The organism is uncultured Campylobacter sp. (assembly GCF_938030685.1).
Classification (GTDB): domain Bacteria; phylum Campylobacterota; class Campylobacteria; order Campylobacterales; family Campylobacteraceae; genus Campylobacter_B.
The window spans coordinates 1-5,208 of the sequence record NZ_CALHHX010000194.1 but is presented as its reverse complement, the minus strand read 5'-3'; the positions used below and the strand labels follow the sequence as shown (position 1 = coordinate 5,208).

Annotated in this window: 5 protein-coding genes; all 5 read left to right on the top strand. The window is 49.5% G+C overall.

The features are described from left to right. Positions 1–336: 336 nt before the first annotated feature. The gene (gene tig, locus Q0369_RS09265; protein ID WP_298099016.1) at positions 337–1,650 is read left to right on the top strand and encodes a trigger factor; all 1,314 of its coding nucleotides are present in this window, start codon (positions 337–339) and stop codon (positions 1,648–1,650) included. After that, entirely contained in the window at positions 1,651–2,235 is a 585-nt protein-coding gene (gene clpP / locus Q0369_RS09260; RefSeq protein ID WP_005871578.1) for an ATP-dependent Clp endopeptidase proteolytic subunit ClpP, read from the top strand. Then, entirely contained in the window at positions 2,236–2,754 is a 519-nt protein-coding gene (def, locus tag Q0369_RS09255; RefSeq protein ID WP_298099014.1) for a peptide deformylase, read from the top strand. It abuts the gene before it with no gap. Next, entirely contained in the window at positions 2,751–4,268 is a 1,518-nt protein-coding gene (locus Q0369_RS09250; protein ID WP_298099012.1) for a YifB family Mg chelatase-like AAA ATPase, read from the top strand. The genes def and Q0369_RS09250 overlap by 4 nt, the downstream gene beginning before the upstream one ends. Next, positions 4,265–5,208, top strand: a 944-nt coding sequence (locus Q0369_RS09245; RefSeq protein ID WP_298099010.1) for an NAD(P)H-hydrate epimerase, incomplete at its 3' end; no start/stop codon positions are given. The genes Q0369_RS09250 and Q0369_RS09245, both read left to right, overlap by 4 nt.

The window sequence follows — 5,208 nt, the reverse complement described above, 5'->3', positions numbered from 1 at the left end:
CCTTCGTGAGCTACGATACTAAAATTTCGGGCTATGATACGAATTTTTCGTTCAATGTCAAAAATTTGACCGACAAAAAATACTACACTTCATCCTCAACCGGCACGACTACGAGCGTGATACCTATTCAAATGGGCTACGCACGGCAATTTATGTTTAACGTATCGGTAAAATTTTAGCCTCAAGCCCACTTTAAATTTCAAGGCGGGCTCTTAAAAATTTTAAAATTTAAAAGCTGCGAGCCGCTTAGGCTCGGCAAATTTTAGGAATTTATACTTTAAATAAGAAATTTTTTGATATATTACGAGCTATTTTTAAATTTTCTAAAGGAATTTTATGGAAGTAAAAGCAAAAATGAAAGACGCCGCGAATGCGGTCGCTGCGAGCAAGATCGAAGCAAAGCAGATCGCAGCCAAAGTAGAAGAGCTAGCCAAAAAGGCCTCCAAGCAGCTAAGAATCGACGGATTTAGACAGGGCAAAGTGCCTACCGCAGTAGTTTTGAAGCGATACGGCAAGCAGCTTGAGGGCGATGCAAAGCAGGAGCTTCTTAAAGATATGATTGATCAGTCTCTTAAAATTTTAAAGAAAAAACAAGATGAAATTTTATCCGAGCCGGTCTTTTCTAAATTTGATGAAAAAGAAGGCGATATCGACGTGGAGATCGAAATTTCTTTCAGGCCCGAGGTTAGCGTCGAGGGATACGAGGAGCTGATCCCTAAATTTAGCAGTCCGCGCGTTACTCAAAAAGAGATCGACGAGAAAGTGGCGGAATTTTTGCAGATGATCGCGCCGCTTTCTAAAACCAACAAAAAAATTCTAGCCAAAGACGATTTTGCGAAATTCGACTTCGAAGGCTTCGTAGACGGCAAGCCATTCGACGGCGGCAAGGCGCAGGACTACGTCCTTCAGATCGGCTCAAATCAATTCATCCCGGGCTTTGAAGACGGTATGATCGGGCTTAGAGTGGGCGAGGAGCGCGACGTAGCGGTTAAATTTCCGCAAGATTACGGCGCGAAAAGCTTAGCCGGCAAGGACGCGATCTTTAAAGTCAAGCTTCACGAAATTCAAGCTAAAAAACCTGCCAAAGAGCTCGGCGAGGAGGAGCTAAAGCAAGCGCTTCCGGGCGAGAAAGAGCCGAGCAAGGAGAAATTTGAAGCGCGCATCAAAGAGCGCATCAAAAACGATAAGCTTCAAAAGCTAATAAATGAGGATCTAAAGCCTAAATTTGCCGACGCGCTCGCCGAGAAATTTAACTTCGCGCTTCCAAAAGCGATCGTTGAGCAGGAGATAAATTTGCAGTTTAACAACGCCTGGAGCGGCTTTTCAAAAGAGCAGATCGAGGAATTTAAAAACAATAAAGACGCCCTTGATAAAAAGCGAGAAGAGTTTAGAAAGGCTGCCGAAAACAGCGTAAAACTTACCTTTTTAATCGACGAGCTAGCCAAAAAGCGCAATATCGACGTAAGCGATCAGGAGCTCGTTCAGGCTGTCTATATGGAGGCCTATACCTACGGCGCAAACCCGAAAGAGCACCTAGATAGATACCGCAACAACGGCATGCTGCCGGCCGTCAAAATGGCGCTGATCGAGGAGAAGCTATTCAACGATATTTTCTCCAAACAGGGCAAAAAAGAAGAGAAGGGCGAATAGATGGTGATTCCTTACGTTATCGAACAAACTAGTCGCGGAGAGCGCAGCTACGACATCTACTCGAGACTGCTAAAAGATCGTATCGTAATGCTTAGTGGCGAGATCGACGACGCAGTGGCAAGCTCGATCGTCGCACAGCTTCTGTTTTTGGAGGCGGAGGATCCGGATAAGGATATCTATCTATACATCAACTCCCCGGGCGGCGTAGTTACGAGCGGATTTAGCATTTATGACACGATGAATTACATCAAACCCGACGTTAGCACGATCTGTATCGGTCAAGCGGCGTCGATGGGAGCGTTTTTGCTAAGCTGCGGCGCCAAAGGCAAGCGCTACGCGCTTCCAAACTCGCGCATAATGATCCACCAGCCCCTAGGCGGCGCGCAGGGTCAGGCTACCGACATCGAGATCCAAGCCAAAGAAATTTTACGAATGAAAGAAATTTTAAATGGCATCCTTTCGCAAAATTCCGGCAAAGATCTCGCGCAGGTCGAAAAGGACACCGATCGCGACTTTTTCATGAGCGCCGAGGATGCCGTGCAATACGGGTTGATCGATCAAGTACTTCAAAAGAGCTTTAAATAGATGATCCTGGACGTCCTTACCTATCCGAATAAAAAGCTATACCAAAGATCGACCGAGGTCGTGAAATTCGACGCGGCGCTGGGCGAGCTTTTAGACGATATGTATGAGACGATGATCGCAAAAAACGGCATAGGCCTTGCCGCCATCCAGGTAGGCAGGCCTGTGCGCGCTTTGATTATAAATTTAGCCAATGAGGAAAAAATCCAAGACAAAAAAGACCTCATCGAGATCATCAATCCGCAAATTCTAAAAAAGGAAGGCGAGGTTGTATTCCAGGAGGGCTGCCTGTCGGTGCCGGGTTTTTACGAGGACGTCACGCGCGCCGAGTTTATCACGGTGCAGTTTCAAGACCGCGCCGGAAATATCCGCCAAATGGACGCTAGCGAGCTGCTAGCCGTCTGTATCCAGCACGAGATGGACCACCTCGACGGGCATCTTTTTATCGAGCGTATCGGATACAACAAACGCAAAAAATTTGATAAAGAATTCAAAAAAAGCCTAAAAGAAAAATCGAAATGAAATCCCTAAAATGCGCTGCCTTCACGGATGCTCTGATACCCGTAGAGGTTGAATCGACATTCGTGCGGGGGCTGCCGGGATTTAATATCGTTGGCCTTGCGGGCACTACGATAAAAGAGAGTGAAAGCCGCGTAAAAGCGGCGCTTGTGAGCTTAAATTTTAAATTTCCCGCCTCCAAAATCATCATAAATCTCTCCCCCTCCGACACGCCCAAAAACGGCTCGCACTTCGATCTTGCGATCGCGCTTCTCATCGCGCTGCAAAAAGAGCGCATAGACGGCGATTTCTTTGTCTTCGGCGAGCTCGGTTTAGACGGCAGTTTAAAGAGCACGGCGAGCCTCTTTTCGATCCTACTTTTTTTAAGCACGAAGGTGAAGCGCGCTAAAATTTTAGTGCCGCAAAGCATCGCTCTAAAGGCCTGCACGATCCCAAACTACGACGTTTATGCCGTGGGTAGCCTAAGCGACGCGGTCAGATTTTTTTTAGACGAGGAGTTCGCCGCAAGCAGGCTAATGCGAGAAACCCATCCGCTTTTTAAAAACGTCGTGGAGATTGGCGGGCAAGCTTACGTCCCCAACCGCGATTTTTCGCTTGATTTTAAAGACGTCAAAGGGCAAAAACGCGCCAAGCGCGCGAGCCTGATCGCTGCGTGCGGCATGCACAACATCCTCTTTGAGGGCAGTCCCGGCTGCGGCAAAAGCATGTGCGCCAAGCGGATAGCCAGAATTCTGCCGCCGCAGAGCCTGGGCGAAGTGCTACTCTCGTGCGCCTACGAGTCGCTAAATAACAAAGACGTCGATTTTAGCGCACTGCGCCCCTTCCGCTCGCCGCACCACACCAGCACGCGCAGCTCGATTTTCGGCGGCGGTAGTAGCGGCGCAAAGATCGGCGAGGTCGCGCTCGCAAACGGCGGCGAGCTGTTTTTCGACGAGCTGCCGCACTTCGGCAAGCAAATTTTAGAAAGCCTGCGCGAGCCGCTGGAGGATAATAGAATTTTAATTTCGCGCGTAAATTCCAAAGTCGAATACCAAACGAAATTTATCTTTGTCGCGGCGCAAAATCCCTGCCCGTGCGGAAATTTATTCTCCAAAAACCTCACCTGCACCTGCTCGCTAAACGACATCAGGCGTTATAAAAACACGATCTCCGCGCCGCTGCTCGATCGCATCGACATATACGTCGCGATGGATGAGACCGGCGCGGACGACAGAAGCGACGTTTGCAGCGAGGAGATGGCGGATGCAGTGCTGCGAGCCTTTCGCGCGCAGAAGGCTCGCGGACAGAGCGAGCTAAACGCAAAGCTGCGCGACGAGGATACCGAAAAATTTTGCGTCTGCGAAAGCGCTGCGCGAGAGGTTTTGCAAACGGCGATCACCCGCTACGATCTTTCGCAACGCGGCGTGAATAAGACGCTAAAGCTCGCACGCACGATCGCCGATCTAGCAGGCGCCGAAATCATCGCCAAAGCGCATATTTTGGAGGCTCTTAGCTTTCGCATAAGGAGCGAAATTTGAAAAAAATTTTCTTTAGCACTGAGGAGCTCGACGCGCGAGCTAGTGCGAAATTTGGACTTAGCGAGCAAATTTTAATGGAAAACGCCGCAGGCAGGATCGAGTGCGAGATCAGAAAGCGGCTCAAAAAGGGCTCGCGCATTTTGGCGCTCTGCGGCGGCGGAAATAACGGCGCGGATGCGATGGCGGCGCTACGAAAATTAAGCGGCGATTTTGGCTGCACTGCGCTTTGCGTGCTTCAAAACAGAAGCGCGGCAGGTAAATTTCAAGCTGATGCGGCGCGGGCTGCGGGCGTTAGGCTTATCGATATCGCAAGCACAAAAGACGATTGCGGGCACGTAGAGGGCGCGTCTAGCAAGAATGCTTGCGTGCATGAAAGCGTAGGCGGCTCCTCTTTAAAGGGCACGAGCGAGCCGTGGGGCGAACGTGAAAGGCTAAGCAACGCGGACATTTCAGGCGGCGGCGATAAATTATGTGCAAAATTTAAGGACTTAAAATTTACAAGCGCTAAATTTGAGATCGCGGGGCGCGACGGCGAATGCAGCAATCTAGGCGGCGAGTGCGGCGAGCTGAGCGTCCTGCAAGATGAGATTACAAACGCAGACTGCATAATCGACGGGATTTTCGGCAGCGGTTTAAATAAACCGATAAGCGCTGAAATTTGCGAAATTTTATCTCTCGCAAATAGCGCGAAATCCCTAAAAATCGCAGTCGATATCCCAAGCGGTATCGATAAGAGCGGGCGCATTTTGCGCGGTGCATTTTGCGCGGATCTGACGATCGCGATGGGCGCGCTGAAGCTCGCGCTGTTTTCGGATGCGGCGAAGGATTATGTAGGGCGGATCAAGGTCGCAAATCTTGGAATTTCGCGCTTAAATTTTGAGGGGCGGAGCGAATATTTTCTGCTTCAAAAAAGCGATCTGAAGCTGCCGCTACGCAGGAA

Excerpts from the sequence above, each read along its gene's own strand:
- clpP (WP_005871578.1), top strand. The coding sequence starts at position 1,651 with ATGGTGATTCCTTACGTTATCGAACAAACTAGTCGCGGAGAGCGCAGC.
- def (WP_298099014.1), top strand. The coding sequence starts at position 2,236 with ATGATCCTGGACGTCCTTACCTATCCGAATAAAAAGCTATACCAAAGA.
- Q0369_RS09250 (WP_298099012.1), top strand. The coding sequence starts at position 2,751 with ATGAAATCCCTAAAATGCGCTGCCTTCACGGATGCTCTGATACCCGTA.
- tig (WP_298099016.1), top strand. The coding sequence starts at position 337 with ATGGAAGTAAAAGCAAAAATGAAAGACGCCGCGAATGCGGTCGCTGCG.